The 15,297-nt window shown below is 33.0% G+C and carries 17 protein-coding genes; 5 read left to right on the forward strand and 12 right to left on the reverse strand.

The window, feature by feature from the left end:
* Window positions 1-38 precede the first annotated feature (38 nt).
* The 9 genes from K6T82_RS17980 to murB all read right to left on the reverse strand — a co-directional run bounded on the left by K6T82_RS17980 (window position 39) and on the right by murB (window position 6,671).
* Window positions 39-419: a PH domain-containing protein gene (locus K6T82_RS17980; protein ID WP_179007952.1), complete on the reverse strand. Its 381-nt coding sequence runs from the start codon at window positions 417-419 to the stop codon at window positions 39-41.
* 61 nt (window positions 420-480) lie between these two features.
* The gene (locus K6T82_RS17985; RefSeq protein WP_223708647.1) at window positions 481-1,218 is read right to left on the reverse strand and encodes a DUF4184 family protein; all 738 of its coding nucleotides are present in this window, start codon (window positions 1,216-1,218) and stop codon (window positions 481-483) included.
* Between the two features lie 98 nt (window positions 1,219-1,316).
* On the reverse strand, window positions 1,317-2,144 hold the full coding sequence (locus tag K6T82_RS17990) for an energy transducer TonB (protein WP_223708649.1): 828 nt from the start codon (window positions 2,142-2,144) through the stop codon (window positions 1,317-1,319).
* A 157-nt stretch (window positions 2,145-2,301) separates the two neighbouring features.
* Window positions 2,302-2,853, reverse strand: a complete 552-nt coding sequence (locus K6T82_RS17995; protein WP_223708651.1) for an RNA polymerase sigma factor — start codon at window positions 2,851-2,853, stop codon at window positions 2,302-2,304.
* On the reverse strand, window positions 2,844-3,950 hold the full coding sequence (locus tag K6T82_RS18000; protein WP_223708653.1) for a glycosyltransferase: 1,107 nt from the start codon (window positions 3,948-3,950) through the stop codon (window positions 2,844-2,846). The genes K6T82_RS17995 and K6T82_RS18000 overlap by 10 nt, the downstream gene beginning before the upstream one ends.
* A gap of 85 nt (window positions 3,951-4,035) precedes the next feature.
* Window positions 4,036-4,650: an FMN-binding negative transcriptional regulator gene (locus K6T82_RS18005; RefSeq protein WP_223708655.1), complete on the reverse strand. Its 615-nt coding sequence runs from the start codon at window positions 4,648-4,650 to the stop codon at window positions 4,036-4,038.
* 11 nt (window positions 4,651-4,661) lie between these two features.
* Window positions 4,662-5,120 carry a GNAT family N-acetyltransferase gene (locus K6T82_RS18010; protein ID WP_223708657.1) on the reverse strand — a complete coding sequence of 153 codons (459 nt, stop codon included), beginning with the start codon at window positions 5,118-5,120 and terminating at the stop codon, window positions 4,662-4,664.
* Between the two features lie 6 nt (window positions 5,121-5,126).
* On the reverse strand, window positions 5,127-5,630 hold the full coding sequence (locus K6T82_RS18015) for a hypothetical protein (protein ID WP_223708659.1): 504 nt from the start codon (window positions 5,628-5,630) through the stop codon (window positions 5,127-5,129).
* A gap of 27 nt (window positions 5,631-5,657) precedes the next feature.
* Window positions 5,658-6,671: a UDP-N-acetylmuramate dehydrogenase gene (gene murB, locus K6T82_RS18020; RefSeq protein ID WP_223708661.1), complete on the reverse strand. Its 1,014-nt coding sequence runs from the start codon at window positions 6,669-6,671 to the stop codon at window positions 5,658-5,660.
* A gap of 191 nt (window positions 6,672-6,862) precedes the next feature.
* Here murB and K6T82_RS18025 point away from each other — a divergent pair, with 191 nt between their 5' ends.
* On the forward strand, window positions 6,863-7,690 hold the full coding sequence (locus K6T82_RS18025; protein WP_223708663.1) for a hypothetical protein: 828 nt from the start codon (window positions 6,863-6,865) through the stop codon (window positions 7,688-7,690).
* Window positions 7,691-7,693: 3 nt separating this feature from the next.
* Here K6T82_RS18025 and K6T82_RS18030 read toward each other — a convergent pair whose 3' ends face one another.
* From K6T82_RS18030 to recF, 3 genes are all read right to left on the reverse strand, one after another.
* On the reverse strand, window positions 7,694-8,737 hold the full coding sequence (locus K6T82_RS18030) for a glycosyltransferase (protein ID WP_223708665.1): 1,044 nt from the start codon (window positions 8,735-8,737) through the stop codon (window positions 7,694-7,696).
* An 86-nt stretch (window positions 8,738-8,823) separates the two neighbouring features.
* Complete coding sequence (locus K6T82_RS18035) at window positions 8,824-9,501, reverse strand: DUF2461 domain-containing protein (RefSeq protein WP_223708667.1); 678 nt, start codon at window positions 9,499-9,501, stop codon at window positions 8,824-8,826.
* 178 nt (window positions 9,502-9,679) lie between these two features.
* On the reverse strand, window positions 9,680-10,759 hold the full coding sequence (recF, locus tag K6T82_RS18040) for a DNA replication/repair protein RecF (protein ID WP_223708669.1): 1,080 nt from the start codon (window positions 10,757-10,759) through the stop codon (window positions 9,680-9,682).
* Window positions 10,760-11,001: 242 nt separating this feature from the next.
* Between recF and K6T82_RS18045 the strand changes: the two genes are divergently transcribed.
* The 4 genes from K6T82_RS18045 to K6T82_RS18060 all read left to right on the forward strand — a co-directional run bounded on the left by K6T82_RS18045 (window position 11,002) and on the right by K6T82_RS18060 (window position 15,291).
* Window positions 11,002-11,781 (forward strand): tetratricopeptide repeat protein, encoded by a 780-nt coding sequence (locus K6T82_RS18045; RefSeq protein ID WP_223708678.1) that lies wholly within the window; start codon window positions 11,002-11,004, stop codon window positions 11,779-11,781.
* An 85-nt stretch (window positions 11,782-11,866) separates the two neighbouring features.
* On the forward strand, window positions 11,867-12,439 hold the full coding sequence (ribH, locus tag K6T82_RS18050; protein WP_223708686.1) for a 6,7-dimethyl-8-ribityllumazine synthase: 573 nt from the start codon (window positions 11,867-11,869) through the stop codon (window positions 12,437-12,439).
* Window positions 12,440-12,604: 165 nt separating this feature from the next.
* On the forward strand, window positions 12,605-14,545 hold the full coding sequence (mutL, locus tag K6T82_RS18055) for a DNA mismatch repair endonuclease MutL (RefSeq protein ID WP_223708695.1): 1,941 nt from the start codon (window positions 12,605-12,607) through the stop codon (window positions 14,543-14,545).
* Entirely contained in the window at window positions 14,542-15,291 is a 750-nt protein-coding gene (locus K6T82_RS18060; protein WP_223708697.1) for a rhomboid family intramembrane serine protease, read from the forward strand. The genes mutL and K6T82_RS18060 overlap by 4 nt, the downstream gene beginning before the upstream one ends.
* Window positions 15,292-15,297 lie beyond the last annotated feature (6 nt).

Here is a 15,297-nt window from a genome sequence, read left to right on the forward strand (position 1 = left end):
TAAAACCCGGCAAAATCTTAGTTTGCCGGGTTTGTTTTTTATCCTAATACGTGGAAAGCGAGAATTTTTTGCACTTCGTAAACATTAACCGATTTGTTGAATTGTTTTACTATGCTTGGTTGCTGTTCGCTCGAAATCCAGATTTTTAATTCGGCATCTAGGTCAAAAGTTCCTGCCGTTTCTACACTGAATCTCGTGATATTCTTGTAAGCAATCGATTTGTATTCTGTTTTGCTTCCGGTGATTCCTTGCACATCAACAAGAATTAGTCTTTTGTTGGTGAAAATGAAAGTATCTCGAATAAGTTTAAAACCCATTTCGATTTCTTCATTTGTAGTTAAAAGTTGTCCGTATTTTTTAATTAAATCTTCCTGACTTACAGCGCCTGCATTGCCAAGAATAGCTGAAAATATTCCCATTATTTTGTTTTTAGTTTGTTAAATCAATTGTGTTTTGAAGCAGTAAAAGTAATAGATTTTGCTAATTTTTATTGCCTAATTGAAATTTAATTAGAAATGGAATTATCGTCATTGAAATTAAAAGAGCAGCAATGAAGCTTACTACGAAATTCCCAATATTTGAAGCTTTTGGATTTGCTATAAAACGAATAAATAAAATAGCGGAAGTGAATAAAAGTACTGTGATCCAATATGATTTTTCAATATCAACATTAAAGTTGAAGTTTTGAGGAAGTTTTAGAAAAGCAATAATTATAATGATGGCACCAATAATTGTGCTTCCGTGTTGTAGGAATTTCCACAAGGGAATTTCTTTTCCAAAAATAGTAAACGTGTTTCGGAAAAATTCAATTTGATTTACAAAATAACCGTGTTCATGTGTAAAACCGTCCCAAAGAATATGTGAAATAATTCCAACAAATAAAGATATTAAAACGATAAGCCAATTTTTTTGAAAATAAATATTCCAATTAAAAGTACTAAAAACCAGAATTCTCTTTTTTATAGCAGATGGAAGATTTTGAAACAAACAGTTTCGTATTAAATTATGAAACACAAAAGTTAGTAAAAGAGCAAAAGGTAGGTCGAACCAAAAAATGCCGCCTAAAGTATGACTGTAATTGCTTTTGACTTTCATCCGTAAAAAATATTCAAAATCGGGAGTTAAACTTCCGATAATGAGTCCAGTCAATGAAAACCATGATTTTGGCAAATATCTTAAAGGGAGAATTATTGCTGGATGCGAAAAAGTAAAAGGCATTAAATTTAATTGTTAGTTTAAGAATGATTTTCAAAATAAAAGTAAACAAAAAAGCAGAACCGAAGTCCTGCTTTATTTTTGTTGTAAAAAAATATTTTTTAATCTACTTGAGTTTTTATTGTAATAGGAAGATTGTAAGCAGTTCTAACTGGTTTTCCATCTAGAATTCCTGGATTCCATTTGGTTTTTAATGATTTTAAAACTCTAACAGCTTCTTTTGCCATTCCGTAACCAGGATCATTTTTTACCGTAATATCAGTAAGTGAACCATCTTTTTCAACAATGAAAAATACATACACTTTTAATGTTCTTTCCACATCTAGATCTGGACTGCGGAAATTGTTAGATACATACTTGTAAAATTGAGCAATTCCGCCAGGAAATTCAGGAAGCTTGTCTAAAACAGCTGAAGGTAGCGGGTCATTTGTAGGTGGTGTTACTGAGGCTACATCTCCATTTCCGCCGCCGCCTGTTGTAGGCAGTACGTTAGTCGCAGTTCCTGTTCCGGTAGTATTTTCTACAACTGGTACATTTTCTGTATTTGGAGCAATTTTTTCAACAGCATCTTCTGTTTTGGCTACAACCGGATGAGATAACTGAGCTGCATCTGTTGCCTTTGCAGTGCTTGTTTCAACTACAGGAGCTGGCGGTGCAGGCGGTGGTGGCACAACAGTCGGATCAATGTTGACGGGTGTAATCGGGTCGTAAGGAATTGGTTCGCTCTCAGTTTCAACTGCTGTTGTAGTAATTTTGCTAATCAGCATCGATGCACTTCCTAAAGCCGTTAATAACAATAAACCCATAAAGAGAGCTGTTACAGAATTTTTAGAATTCTCTTGGCGTAATTGATATGCGCCGTACTCTTTGTTTTTGTTCTCGAAAACAAGATCGGTCCACTTGTTTTCATAAATACTTAATTTAGACATAATTTTTGGGTTTTAAGGTTAAGTAGCTTTAAATCATACGCAGAAAAAGTTTTGGGTTTGAGCTAACAACGTAAAAGTTGTAGTTTTAGTATTGTGGAAATATATTTTTTTAAGAATAAAAATACGAATAGTTTATTCTTTACCTAAAGATAATAAATTATCTATTACGCTCGATGATTTCTGCTAATAATTTTTTAGCACGTAAAAGTTTAACTTTTACACTGCTTAAAGGTTCATTAATCTTAATGGCAATCTCCTGATAAGACATTTCCTGAAAATAGCGAAGCTGAATTACTTCCTGATAGTGTGGTTTAAGTTCTTTGATGCATAAGAGCAGACGGGAAAGATTCTGTTCTTTAATTAAAGCATCTTCTGCAGATGGAGTTGGGTCGGCAATATTATACGCCTGTTGGTCTTCATTGTCTGTGATTTCGATAAAAAGACTAGTTTTCTTTTTTCGCAATAAATCAATGTAGACATTTTTTGCAATGGCGATAAGCCAGGTGTTGAATTTAAATTCAGAATTATAAGAAGTTATTTTGTCAAAAGCTTTAGAAAAAGTTTCGATGGTAATATCTTCTGCAATCGTTTCATTTTCGGTACGTTTGAGCATAAAACCATATACCTCATTCCAATAATGGTCTAATAAAAAAGTAAAGGCGATTTGATCGCCTTTTTTTGCTTTTTCTATTTTAGAATTTATTTCCAATATACTGGTTTTGAAAAGATATTAGTTATAAAGATATTAATTTGCGTTAATATAAGCGCTATCTCGACAACCGGAAACCAAAATTTAAGATCGTTTTCCTTCAGTTTTCCCGCCGAGCATCCAATTACGGTCCATACTACGGTATAACGCGTTGCTAAAATCGCTAGTACGGCAATCCATTGAAATTGGAAAGCCAATAGTACTATAACTAATAAAAAGAAAAATAATTGTGAAAGGAAAAACAGTCCCAACTGCATTTTGTCAAAAAACTTATAATGTTCTGCGGTAGAAATGTGTCTTCTTTTCTGTGTAAACCATTCTTTATATGTTTTCTTAGGTTTTGAATAAGTAAAACTTTCTGTAGTATAAGAAATGGTTGTATTTGTTTTGTTTGCTGCTTGATTGATGAATAAATCGTCATCACCAGAACGAATCTGAATATGGTCGATAAAACCATTTACATTAAAGAACTCCTCTTTTTTGTAAGCTAGATTTCGTCCTACACCCATATAAGGAGAACCTAATTTTGCCCACGAAAAATATTGAATGGCAGTCAAAACTGTTTCAAAACGAATGATTTTATTTAAGAAAGAGCGTTCCACTTTTTCGTAACCTCCATATCCTAAAACAATTGTTTTGTTCATGGTGAATTGCGAAGTCATAGACGTAATCCAATCTTTGGAAGAAGGGAAACAATCTGCATCTGTAAATAATAGATATTCTTTTTTGGCAGCTTTAATTCCGAGAGTTAAAGCGTATTTTTTGTTTCCCCAAAAAGCTTCATTATTTTCAACTTTTACTAGACGAATGTTTGGGAATTCTTTTTCGAATTCTTCAAAAACCTCAAGAGTTTCGTCGCTTGATGCATCGTCGATTAAAACGATTTCAAAATCATTATAATCCTGTTGTGCCAAAAGAGGAATGTATTTTTTTACATTCTCTTCTTCATTTTTTGCGCAGACAATTACAGAAACAGGAAGGTTTTTAGGTGTTACATGCTGAGGTTTGGCAAAAGCAAATTTCCCGAAAACTCCTAAATAATAAAATAATTGAACTACAACAATAGCAATAAAAAAGTAAAATATGTATATAAGCATCTGATTTATTTGGTTCTATTAAAATTCACGTTCTGCGACTGCAAATGTACTTATGAATTCGCTAAATTCAATAGCCAAAACCGATTTACTTTCGGCATTTTGACATTTCTTTCGCAACAGCTATAGACTGAGGGTTTTCGGTCTTTTCTAATTCCGAAATTATGTTCTTATAATTGTGGTCATCACGGTTTTGAGAAAGTTTTTTTGTGGCCTGAATCTCGTCAATTTCGATTTCAAAACCAAAGATTCCTCGAGCTTCACGCATTGTTTTTGCTGATAAATCTTCAACACGTACAGGGTTTTTAGAATGAACCTCGTATTTGTCAACGAGTTTTTTCAACTGGTCTACTGAAGTTTCATAATCAACAATCTTAATTCTTCCGTAAACATGTACGGCTATGTAATTCCAAGTCGGAACATTTTCGTGATCGTACCACGAAGAAGAAATGTAACTATGAGGACCGCTAAATACAGCTAAAACCTGATCATTTTCTTTAAAACCTTCTGTCTGCGGATTTAGTTTTGAAATATGTCCCTGCAAAATTTCTTTTCCTTCGGTCTTGATTTCTAGTTCGATCGGAATGTGAGTTGCACATAATTTTCCGTTTGTTTGATTGATTAGGATGCCAAAACTGTTTTCTTTCAAAAAAGTTCTGATTTCTTCTGGATTTTCGTTTTTATATAAATCTGGTGTGTACATTATTTCTGGTTTTAAGTCAGAGATTTTCCTAAGCAAATTGCTTCTGGGCGATCAATATATTTTCCGTAATTTGGAATCACTTCGTATCCTTTATTTTTATAAAATTGAATAGCTTCATTGTTTTTTACTCTGGTTTCCAAGATTAAATTTGAATATCCAATATCTTTAGCTTTGCTTTCTAAAAAGTTCAGAATAGTTTGCCCGATTCCCTTTCGCGGAAGCGTTGCATACATCCGTTTTATTTCTCCTGTATTTTCGTCAATTGGTCTAATTGCACCGCAGCCTACAATTTTATTGTTTATTTTAGCCACTACAAATACAAATTTTAAATCATCATTTTTCCAATCTGTAAACGAATTTTTTCCATCGCTTCCGAATCGTGAAAATAAGTTTATAGATAATTGCTCTATAATTTCTAATGCTTCTTTTTCGTTTGGATTACAGATTTTTATGGAAATATTTTTATTCATTTAATTTTAGATTACTTCTTTGTTTAAATTAAATATTTTAGAATATACACTAAAATAAATAATAGAAAGTCCTATAAGCGTAAAAACAATTCCTTCTATTAAACATTGCGTTGCAAGGTCGTTAGAAAGCAATTCTCGGAGTGGTCTAAAAAGATGTGAAAATATTTCTTCTCTAAAAAACTTCAATCTTAAAAGAACATACATAGCAATTGCCAGTAAAATGGTATTTACAGACGAAAGTTTGTTTTTCCAATTTAAGAATGCGACATAGAAAATTCCGATAAGTAATGCGAAAAAGATCCAAATATAGACACTTGGCCAAAAATTTATGACGTCTTCATTTGTAGGGAATAAACTATCCCAGTTTTCGGATTTCTGAAATTGAAATTGGTTTTTTATGCAAATAACTTTCTCGGCAACAGAGTATAGTCTTAATTGAAAAACACCATTGATTAGGAAAATCATTCCTAAGAATTGAATCAAGAGAATTCCGATGTTTAATTTTTTCATTAAGAATTTAAATACTAAGGTTTATTTTCAAATCACATTTACCTCTGCTTCAATATTAATGCCGAAAGTTTCAAAAACAGTTTTTTGGACTTCCTTAGAAACAGCTAAAATTTCTTGTCCGGTTGCATTTCCGTAATTTACCAGAACCAGAGCTTGATTTTTATGAACTCCCGCATCACCAAAACGTTTTCCCTTAAAGCCGGCTTGTTCAATAAGCCACCCTGCGGGTACTTTTACCTCAGTTGCCGAAACTTCGTAAAATTTCATTTCTGGGAATTTTTGGTGGATTTTCTCAAAATCAGATTTAGATATAATCGGATTTTTGAAGAAGCTTCCGCTATTTCCTAATTCTTTTGGATCTGGCAATTTGCTTTGTCTGATCGCAATTACGGCATTGCTAACATCTTTTAATGTTGGTTCCGAAATGTTGTTTTTAGCCAATTCTGCCAGAATATCTCCGTAAGAAGTGTTGATTTTATGATTGCGTTTGGTCAATTTAAAAATAACCGAAGTAATAATATATTGGTCTTTAACTTCGTGTTTAAAAATACTTTCGCGGTAGCCAAAATTGCATTCGGCATTTTCAAAAGTTTTCATTTCTTGCGTGGCAATATTCATGGCTTCGCAGGAAACAAATGTGTCTTTTATTTCAGTTCCATAAGCACCGATATTCTGAACTGGAGTTGTTCCTACATTTCCAGGAATAAGCGACATGTTTTCTAAACCTCCAAAATTGTTGGCGATTGTCCAAAGCACGAAATCATGCCAAGTTTCTCCCGCCTGGCTTTCAACCCAGACAAAATCGTCGTCTTCTTTGGTGATTTTTTTTCCTTTTAAATCAATATGAATAACCAAAGCGTCTATGTCTTTAGTTAAAAGCATATTGCTTCCTCCTCCCAAAATGAACTTTTTCTCTTTTTTGTTTTCTTGTAAAATTGTTTTTAGTTCAGTAATAGAATGAACAGCAACAAATTGTTTAGCACTGGCTTCAATGCCAAAAGTATTGTATTTTTTTAAAGAAAAATTGGATTGGATTTCCATAAATAAAAGGCTTTTTAATATAGTTCAAAAGTATGAATTATAAGTTTTGGTTTAGCCGTAAAGCTGTAAAGTTTTACACGGATAAAAATTGAAAGTTTTTAAGGTTAAATAATCTTTATTTGTAGCTTTTGAATTTAAGCAATGCTATTTAACTTTTGTAAGTTTGATCTTGAAATTTTAATATTCAATAGATGAAAATTATTCGCCTCAAATTGCTTTTTCTGATATTAGTCTTTTCATTTGGCTGTAAGAAACCCAAAACGGAGGAAAAAAGCATCATAAAACCCAATGGAAAATTTTCTAAAGAGATAACAGCGGAAACAATAAATACTGAAAAGGATAATTACACCTATCCAGTTGATAGTCTTTTAAAGGTGGATGTTCTCTGGACGGAAGTTTTTCATAGTGATGAGGTTAATCCAGATTTAGAAAAGAAAACTTGGTTTGGTCTTTTTAAGAAGGGGAATGGTTACTCGCTTTCTGAAACAGATATTTCAATAAAACATGCTTATGATGTAATTGTAGACGAAGATGAAAGTGAGCAAACAGGATGGGAAGTTAGTACTGCTATTAAAGATACTTGTGTAATTTTGGTAGAAAAACTTCCAGGTTTTGTAAATAAGAATGTTGAATTTGTGAAAGTGCCCGAACGTATTTATCCAGAAGAAAATGTTGACTTTAAATTTTTAGGAAATCAATACAAATTGTTTGCAACTGGAAAAAAGAGAAAAGAAAGTCCAGAATCAGATTGGTGGTTTGTTTCTGATTATAAATTGTATTTGACAACTTTTGTTAATGGTAAAGAAACTACTGAACTTTTAACGGCAAAGAAAAGTTTTGATGAGCAAATGATTAAAATAATTTTTGCTGGAGATCTTGACGGCGACGGTAAGTTGGATTTGATAATCGATACTGCGAGTCATTATAATGTTTCAAGTCTAACCTTGTATTTGTCAAAAACAGGAGAAACGAATAGTATTATAAAACCGGTTGGTGTTTTTTCTTTTGTTGGCTGTTAAAGCTTATTTAGAATCTAACAACTCATGATATTTCTCTGAAATGATTTTCATATTAATATCATAATTTGCATTTTCCTCGACAAATTTTCTGTTTCGAATAATCGCTTCGTTTCTTAATTGAGGATTTTCAAAACACCAAATTAATTCATTGGCTAACATTTCTGTATCATCAATTGTAATTAATTGACCGTTTTCACGATGCTTAATCCAGCTTTGATTGCCAGGAATATCAGAAACTACAGGAAAACAATTGCAAGCCATTGCTTCGAATAAAGATGCCGAAACGCCTTCGGTAATGGGCATGCTGATGTAAATATTAGATTGCTGTAATAATTTAGGAAGTTCTGTATTCGGAATTCTTCCTGTAAAAATCACTTTGCTTTCAATTTGAAGTGTTATAGCTAAATCTTTCAAAAACTGCAATCTGTTTCCGTCGCCAACAATGGTCAATGAAAAATCAATGCCTTTTTGATTTAAGATTCCGAAAGCTTTTAAAATAGAATCGTGTCGATATTCCGGTTGAAGAGATCGTGTTACAATCGCTTCAATTTTGTTTGAATTATTGATTGAAGGAGTAAAAAGCGATAAGTCAATTCCTTTTGGAAGTATTAAAACTTTATTCATGTCAACGCCAGTTGCTTTCATGTGAACCGCCATTACAGGTCCCCAAGCGTGAATTAAATGTGCTTTCTTGAAAGCGTATTTCTGAATGAATTTTTTGAAAGGATATAAAACAGAACCTTCGGGCCATAAATCGGTTCGGCCTTGTTGTGCGATTGCAATGGTTTTGGATCCAGATAATGCGGCAAGAAAACCGTAACTGGTTGTTCTTTCGGCAATCACCATGTCTGGTTTTTCTTTTTTAATGATTTTTCGAATAGAAATAGGAGCGAAGAAATACTCTAAAATACGTTTGAATCTCTGATTATTTGAAGTTTGAAGTTCCCAAGTGATGATTTCAAAATCGCCAAATTCCTTTAGACCTTTCATCCAAGTAATGGCATCGGCGCGGTAAGATTCTCCAAGAAAAAGTATTTTCCTTTTCATAATAAAAGTTTTTCCGCCGCGAATTTCACAAATTTTCGCAAATTAATTCGTGTGAATTAGTGAAATTCGTGGCAACTTTTTTTGTTCTAAAATTCCTCAGTTTCTAAAGCACGATTGATAAAATCATTCAAAGGTTTAAGCGCAATTAGTTTTTGGCTCATTTTCTTTACAAAATCTTTTTCCAACACTTCAGAAACATTGTAAACCTGAGTTGCCGTGAAACTTTTCAATTTTAAAAATTCAATTGCTGGATGATCTTTTTCGTAACCACGAGGCATGCTTTTAAGAGAATTGTTTTCGTTGATGTCTAAGTTTTCAAACTCTTTTTTGAAGTTTTTATCGTTTAAGATTTCCTGTAAATCATCATAAAAAAAGGCAATTTCTTTACGAACTTTCTTTAGATCTTCCGCTTCAGGCGAATAAAATCCGCCAGCGATAAAACTGGCGCCTTTTTCAATATGTACATAATATCCTGCACGATTTGCACCTTTTGCACCTGTAGACATCCAAACGCCTAAATGGGCTTTGTATGGAGATTTGTCTTTAGAAAAACGAATGTCTCTGTTAATTCTAAAAGTACAGTTTTTGACTTCTAATAATTCTAATGAAGGATCAAGAGGTTTCATTTCATCTAAAAAATCACTTACCAATTGATGGTAGTCTTTTTTGAAAACTTCGTATCTCTTTTTATTTTCCTGAAACCATTCACGATTGTTGTTTTTTCTTAAATCGTCTAAAAATTGCAATGATTCTTTCGTTAGCATATTCTTTTTTATTGCAGTTGTTTTTAAGGTTTATTGTGGAAGACTGATTTTGGTCTGCCACGAATTACACGAATTTACACTAATTTTTAATTATTTATCGCATAGCTTTGACAAAGTTTCAAACTTTGTCAAAGCTTTAATTTGTGAAAATTCGTGTAATTTGTTGCAAAAAAATAAATCACAAATTAAATATTTTATAACTCTGATGCGTTGATTTTACAATCGCTTCGGTTCTTTCAGGATGTGTGTCAGAAATAAAAAGCTGTCCAAACGTTTCGCTGTTGACCATTTCTACAATCTTGGCAACACGTGTTTCGTCCAGTTTGTCAAAAATATCATCAAACAGGAGAATTGGTTTAACCCCGCTTTGTTTTTTTAAAAACTCAAATTGAGCCAATTTTAAAGCGATCAAAAAAGATTTCTGTTGTCCTTGCGATCCGAATTTTTTTATCGGATGTGAATCAATTTCAAAAGACAAATCATCTTTGTGAACACCGACCGTTGTATAATGCAAAGCACGATCTTTATTGATGTTTTCTTGTAAAAGTGTCAGTAGGTCTTTTTCAAACAAATGACTTTCGTATACCAATTGCACACTTTCTTCAGATCCAGTTATGGCTTGATGGTGTTTATTAAATATAGGTATAAATTCTTCTAGAAAATCTTTTCTTTTCTCAAAAATAGATTTTCCGTATTCATTCAATTGTTCGTTATATATAGATAAGGTGTCATTGTCAAAAGTATGGTTGAGTGCAAAATATTTCAAAAGTGCATTTCGCTGTACAATCACTTTTTGATATTGAATAAGCTGATGTAAATAAGCAGAATCCAATTGAGAAATCACGCTGTCCATAAATTTACGACGGGTTTCGCTTCCTTCCACAATCAAATCTCTATCAGCTGGCGAAATAATTACAAGTGGAATAAAACCGATATGATCCGAGAATTTATCATACGCTTTTCCATTTCGTTTCAGAACCTTCTTTTGTCCTTTTTTTAAACTGCAGACAATTTGCTCTGTTCTTTCGTTTTTATCGAGTTCGGCATCAATCACAAAAAACTCTTCTCCGTGTTTGATGTTTTGCACAGCAAGCGGATTAAAATAACTTTTTCCGTAGGCTAAATGATAAATAGCATCCAGGACATTGGTTTTTCCAATGCCGTTTTTACCCACAAAACAGTTGATCTTGACGTCGAAATCAAAGCTTGCTTCGGAAAAGTTTTTATAATTGAATAATGAGATCTTGTTTAAATGCATTTTTTAGGGACTCCAGGTATGAAAATTACTGTTTTGAAGCAGTAAAAATTTGAGGGTGCAAATTACCGAAAATTATCGATATAATTGGCTTAAGAGCGATTCTAAGCCGATTTATTTTGTTCCTTGAAAGAAAGAAGATGCGAATAAGAAAAATATTTCTTTTAAAATAGTGATAAAATTGAAATTTTTTACGTCATTTTCAATAAAAATTTTATTTTTGCCGTTCACTAAATAATTTTTAAATGGCAACTTACAATAAAAGAGGATATAAGACACCAAAAGAGAAGGAAGTTAAAGAAGTTACAGAAGAACAACAAGTAATTATTGACGAAAAAGACAGTACAACAGCTGCGGTTTTTTCAAAATTAGATGAGACAGCTTCTAAAACTGAGGATTGGGTGGCTAAAAATCAAAAAATCATTATTGGTTTAGTTGCTGGTATTGCAGTTGCTGCAATCGGTTATTTAAGTTACCAGAAATTTATTGTAAATCCAAAACAAGAAGAAGCTGCAAGCGAAATGTTTGTTGCTCAGCAAAACTTTGAAAAAGCGGTAAACGGTGTTTCTAGTGACTCATTGTTCAAATTGTCATTAAACGGTTCAGAAGGTAAATTTGGATTTATCAAAATTGCTAACGAATATTCTGGAACAGATGCTGGAAATCTTGCAAATTACTATGCTGGTATTGCTTACTTAAATACTGGTAAATTTGATGAGGCAATTAAATATTTAGGTGAATTCAAATCTGAAGATGTAATCTTAAGTGCTTTAGCAAAAGGTGCTACAGGAGATGCTTATTCTCAAAAAAACAACCAAAAAGAAGCTCTAAGTTTTTATGTAAAAGCTGCTGAAACTAACAAAAACGACTTTACAACGCCTCGTTTCTTGTTGAAAGCAGGGAAAACAGCGTTGGCTTTAGGCCAAAAAGAAGATGCATTGAAATATTTGAATGACATTAAAGAGAATTATGACAGTGCTCCAGAAGCAGCATCAGTTGATGCTTTGATTGGATTAGCGCAATAAATATTATTGTAGAGTTAAGATTTTAGATTTTAGATTCGTAATTTAGCAATCTAAAATTTATAAATCTAATATCTAAAATATACAGATGGCTACTGAAAATAAAAATCTATCAGAATACGATAAAAACACAATCCCAAATGCGAAAGACTTTCGATTTGGGATTGTTGTTTCTGAATGGAATGATACTATAACAGAAGGGCTTTATAATGGTGCTTTTGATGCATTAATTGATTGTGAGGTTCCTGCTCAACAAATTATCCGTTGGAATGTTCCAGGAAGTTTTGAGTTGATTTACGGAGCAAAAAAAATGCTTCAAACTCAAAATGTTGACGCAGTTATCGTAATTGGATGCGTTATTCAGGGACAAACAAAACATTTTGATTTTGTTTGCGAAGGAGTAACACAAGGAATAAAAGACTTGAATGTTCAAACTGATATTCCAGTTATTTTCTGTGTTTTGACAGATAATAATATGCAGCAATCGATTGACAGAAGTGGCGGTGTTCACGGAAACAAAGGAACTGAAGCGGCAATAGCGGCAATAAAAATGGCATATATTCGTCAACAGGCCTCAATTGCTCACGCTTACAATCAGCCTCTATTGGCTTCTGGTGCAATCCAAATTGAAGAAACACCTAGAAAAATCGAAAACGAATAAAGCACATTTGTTTTAAAATATTAAAACCTATACTGTGTAATAACGGTATAGGTTTTTTTGTTTTATTTATGATTATTCTTATTCCGAAAGCCGATCAAAATTTACTAAATTTGTACTTCTTGGTTTATAAAAACCGAAACTAATCTTTAAAACTTTTTTTGCTTAATGTCGAGTATTATTCAATTGCTTCCTGATCACGTTGCTAACCAAATTGCTGCTGGAGAGGTGGTTCAAAGACCAGCTTCAGTCGTGAAAGAATTGTTAGAAAACGCTGTAGATGCAAAAGCAACTGATATTAAATTGATTATCAAAGATGCCGGTAAATCATTGGTACAGGTAATTGATAATGGAGTCGGAATGACTGTAACAGATGCACGTTTGTGTTTTGCACGTCATGCCACTTCAAAAATCCGCCAGGCAGAAGATTTATTTTCTCTGGGAACAAAAGGTTTTCGTGGAGAAGCTTTGGCTTCCATAGCCGCAATTGCGCACATGGAAATGAAAACCAAGCAAGATCAGGACGAACTTGGAACGCATATTGTAATCGAAGGAAGTAAATTTGTTTCGCAAGAAGTGGCGGTTTTGCCAAAAGGAACTTCGTTTGCGGTTAAAAACTTGTTTTTTAATATTCCTGCTCGTCGTAATTTCTTAAAATCAGATACAGTAGAATTTCGTCATGTTATGGATGAATTTCAACGTGTGGCTTTGGCACATCCAAATATTCATTTTAGTTTTTATCATAACGGAAGTGAAATGTACAATCTTCCCGCTGCAGGTTATCGCCAAAGAATTGTGGGAATTATGTCTGGTAAAACCAATGAGAAATTGGTACCTGTAAATGAAGAAACCGATATCATAAGTATTCAAGGATTTGTTTGTAAACCTGAGTTTGCAAAGAAAAATAGGGGAGAACAATTCTTTTTTGTAAACGATCGTTTTATTAAAAGCGGTTATCTGCATCATGCAGTAATGTCGGCTTATGATGGATTGTTGAAAGACGGTTCACAGCCAAGTTATTTTTTATTTTTAAAAGTTCCGCCAAACACAATTGATATCAATATTCATCCGACTAAAACAGAAATTAAGTTCGATGATGAATCAGCATTATATGCTATCCTAAGAGCTTCAATTAAACATAGTTTGGGACAGTTTAATGTTGCTCCAGTTTTAGATTTTGATCGAGATTCCAATTTAGATACGCCATATCATTATAAAGATGTAGAGGCAGAAACACCAACGATTCAGGTAGATGGAACTTTTAATCCGTTTACGGATGATAAAACCAATCAGCATTATAGTAAGACAAGTTCTGGCTCAAGTTATAGTTCTGGTTCAAATGGTTCTTCTTCATCTTCGGGATCGTCTTATTCAGGTTCTTCGTATTCAGGATATTCAAAACGGGTAGAGCCAACGGCTAGCTGGGAAAGTTTGTATGTTGGTTTGAATACTGAAAATCCTGAGGCCATAGAAAGTTCTCCTTTTACATTCGAAAACGAAGAAGTAACCTCTTCTTTGTTTAATGATGACGAGATAGAACAATCTACTCAAAAAACATATCAAATTCATAAAAAATATATCGTTTCGCCAATTAAATCAGGAATGGTTATTGTCGATCAACATCGTGCACATCAGCGAATTTTGTATGAACAATTTTTACTGAATATGACCGTAAATCAGGCTTCAAGTCAGCAATTGCTTTTTCCGTTAGATTTGTTTTATTCGGCAACAGAAATGAAACTTATTGAAGAATTGAAACCTTCACTAGAAACAACAGGATTTGTTTTTGATGAAAGCAAAACGGATCATATTGTAGTTTCTGGAATTCCTGTAAATATTACAGAGAGCGAGGTTTCTCTTGTAATTGAACAATTATTAAGCGATTTGCAAGACGGAATTCCGGCAAGCAGTTATAGTCAGAACGATACCATTGCCAAATCAATGGCGAAGAGCTTAGCGGTTAAAACGGGATCTTATTTAACCGAAAAAGAACAAGATAACTTAGTAAACGGTTTGTTTGCTTGTAAAGATCCCAATATTTCACCTTTTCAAAAACCAACTTTCATTACGATGCGTGTGGAAGATATAGATAAAAAGTTTGCCTTATGATGAAAATAACGCCTGTAGTAAAACAATTGTTGATAATCAATATTATATTTTTTATTGGATCGCAATTAGTGCCAGCTTCTGAGCATTTCTTAGCATTGTTTTTTCCTGAAAACCCTGAATTTAGAGTTTGGCAGCCCATAACACATATGTTCATGCATGGCGGATTCGCGCATATAGCATTTAATATGTTTGCGTTGTATTCTTTTGGCTCAACTTTAGAGCATTTTTGGGGTGGAAAGAAATTTTTATTCTTTTATATTTCCTGTGGATTGGGAGCGGCTTTGATCAATTTTGCAGTCAATTATTATTTTTACCAGGATGCAATGAATGTTTTGATATCTAATGGATTTAATAAAACTCAAATTTTGCAGTTAATTAGTCAAGCAAAAATAGATCCAAGATGGAATGATCTTTTGAGTATATCACAACTTCAACATTTATATGATGCTTATACTGGTGCAGTTATAGGGGCATCTGGCGCTATATATGGTTTATTGGTAGCTTTTGCCTTTATGTTTCCAAATGCTGAATTGGGTATTATGTTTATTCCAATTCCTGTAAAAGCCAAATATTTTGTGCCAATCTATATGCTTTTATTTGATGGTTTTTTTGGAATTTTTGGAAGTTCATTAATGGGAATAGATTCTGGAATTGCACATTATGCGCATATTGGTGGTGCTTTTTTTGGATTTATGATTATGTGGTACTGGAAAAAAAATCAGTTTAACAATAATCGTTGGAATTAATTTTTA

It is taken from the genome of Flavobacterium potami, from assembly GCF_020026915.1.
In the GTDB taxonomy this organism is placed as follows: Bacteria; Bacteroidota; Bacteroidia; order Flavobacteriales; family Flavobacteriaceae; genus Flavobacterium; species Flavobacterium potami.

Bases quoted from the DNA above. Each gene is read 5' to 3' on its own strand.
- K6T82_RS17980 (WP_179007952.1), bottom strand. From the start codon at position 419: ATGGGAATATTTTCAGCTATTCTTGGCAATGCAGGCGCTGTAAGTCAG.
- K6T82_RS17985 (WP_223708647.1), bottom strand. From the start codon at position 1,218: ATGCCTTTTACTTTTTCGCATCCAGCAATAATTCTCCCTTTAAGATAT.
- K6T82_RS17990 (WP_223708649.1), bottom strand. From the start codon at position 2,144: ATGTCTAAATTAAGTATTTATGAAAACAAGTGGACCGATCTTGTTTTC.
- K6T82_RS18000 (WP_223708653.1), bottom strand. From the start codon at position 3,950: ATGCTTATATACATATTTTACTTTTTTATTGCTATTGTTGTAGTTCAA.
- K6T82_RS18005 (WP_223708655.1), bottom strand. From the start codon at position 4,650: ATGTACACACCAGATTTATATAAAAACGAAAATCCAGAAGAAATCAGA.
- K6T82_RS18010 (WP_223708657.1), bottom strand. From the start codon at position 5,120: ATGAATAAAAATATTTCCATAAAAATCTGTAATCCAAACGAAAAAGAA.
- K6T82_RS18015 (WP_223708659.1), bottom strand. From the start codon at position 5,630: ATGAAAAAATTAAACATCGGAATTCTCTTGATTCAATTCTTAGGAATG.
- murB (WP_223708661.1), bottom strand. From the start codon at position 6,671: ATGGAAATCCAATCCAATTTTTCTTTAAAAAAATACAATACTTTTGGC.
- K6T82_RS18025 (WP_223708663.1), top strand. From the start codon at position 6,863: ATGAAAATTATTCGCCTCAAATTGCTTTTTCTGATATTAGTCTTTTCA.
- K6T82_RS18030 (WP_223708665.1), bottom strand. From the start codon at position 8,737: ATGAAAAGGAAAATACTTTTTCTTGGAGAATCTTACCGCGCCGATGCC.
- K6T82_RS18035 (WP_223708667.1), bottom strand. From the start codon at position 9,501: ATGCTAACGAAAGAATCATTGCAATTTTTAGACGATTTAAGAAAAAAC.
- recF (WP_223708669.1), bottom strand. From the start codon at position 10,759: ATGCATTTAAACAAGATCTCATTATTCAATTATAAAAACTTTTCCGAA.
- K6T82_RS18045 (WP_223708678.1), top strand. From the start codon at position 11,002: ATGGCAACTTACAATAAAAGAGGATATAAGACACCAAAAGAGAAGGAA.
- ribH (WP_223708686.1), top strand. From the start codon at position 11,867: ATGGCTACTGAAAATAAAAATCTATCAGAATACGATAAAAACACAATC.
- mutL (WP_223708695.1), top strand. From the start codon at position 12,605: ATGTCGAGTATTATTCAATTGCTTCCTGATCACGTTGCTAACCAAATT.
- K6T82_RS18060 (WP_223708697.1), top strand. From the start codon at position 14,542: ATGATGAAAATAACGCCTGTAGTAAAACAATTGTTGATAATCAATATT.